We start from the raw sequence: 1,416 nt of genomic DNA on the forward strand, positions 1-1,416 counted from the left end.
TCGATCGCGGCGCCGTCGGAGGACAGCACTTCGACGTTGAGGCACAGGGACTGGAGTTCTTTGAGCAGGACTTTGAACGATTCCGGGATGCCCGGTTCCGGGATGTTCTCGCCCTTGACGATCGCTTCGTAGACCTTCACGCGACCGACCACGTCGTCGGACTTGATGGTCAGCAACTCCTGCAGCGTGTACGCCGCACCGTAGGCCTGCATGGCCCAGCACTCCATCTCACCGAACCGCTGGCCACCGAACTGCGCTTTACCACCCAGCGGCTGCTGGGTGATCATCGAGTACGGACCGGTCGAGCGGGCGTGGATCTTGTCATCGACCAGGTGGTGCAGCTTGAGGATGTACATGTACCCGACCGCGACCGGGTACGGGAACGGCTCACCGGAACGCCCGTCGAACAACGTGGCCTTACCGTCGTCATCGACCATCCGCTCACCGTCACGGTTGGGCAGCGTCGAGGCCAGCAGACCGGTCAGCTCCTCCTCCCGCGCACCGTCGAACACCGGGGTGGCGATATTCGAATCCGCCGGAGCGCCCAGCATCTCCTCCGGCAGCGCCTTCGCCCACTGCGGGCGGGTGCCGTCGGTGGCGACATCGACCCGCCACCCGGCCTTGCCGATCCAGCCCAGATGGGTTTCCAGGATCTGGCCGATGTTCATACGACGCGGCACACCGTGGGTGTTCAAGATGATGTCGACCGGGGTGCCATCGGGCAGGAACGGCATATCCTCGGTCGGCAGGATCTTGCCGATCACACCCTTGTTCCCGTGCCGGCCCGCGAGCTTGTCACCGTCCTGGATCTTGCGTTTCTGCGCCACATACACCCGCACCAGCTCGTTGACACCCGGCGGCAGATCGTCGTCGTCCTCCCGGGAGAACACCCGGATACCGATCACCTTGCCCGACTCACCATGAGGCACCTTCAACGAGGTGTCACGCACCTCCCGCGCTTTCTCCCCGAAGATCGCCCGCAACAACCGCTCCTCCGGAGTCAGCTCGGTCTCACCCTTCGGAGTGACCTTGCCGACCAGGATGTCCCCGTCACGAACCTCCGCACCGATCCGCACGATGCCACGCTCGTCCAGATCCGCCAGCACCTCATCGGACACATTCGGGATATCCCGCGTGATCTCCTCGGCACCCAGCTTCGTATCGCGGGCGTCGATCTCGTGCTCCTCGATATGGATCGAGGTCAGCACATCCTCTTCCACCAACCGCTGCGACAGGATGATCGCGTCCTCGTAGTTGTGACCCTCCCACGGCATGATCGCCACCAACAAGTTCTTACCCAAGGCCATCTCACCGTTCTCGGTGCACGGACCATCAGCCAGAACCTGACCACGCTCCACCCGCTGACCCTCATCCACAATCGGACGCTGATTAGCACACGTACCCTGATTCGACCGG

The 1,416-nt window shown here is 63.2% G+C and carries 1 protein-coding gene; it reads right to left on the reverse strand.

The genetic code is table 11. The features are described 5' to 3' along the window. On the reverse strand, positions 1–1,416 hold a 1,416-nt coding region (locus HOV91_RS39055; protein ID WP_498072334.1), incomplete at both ends, for a DNA-directed RNA polymerase subunit beta.

Source organism: Nocardia barduliensis, assembly GCF_013315795.1.
Lineage (GTDB): Bacteria > Actinomycetota > Actinomycetes > Mycobacteriales > Mycobacteriaceae > Nocardia > Nocardia barduliensis.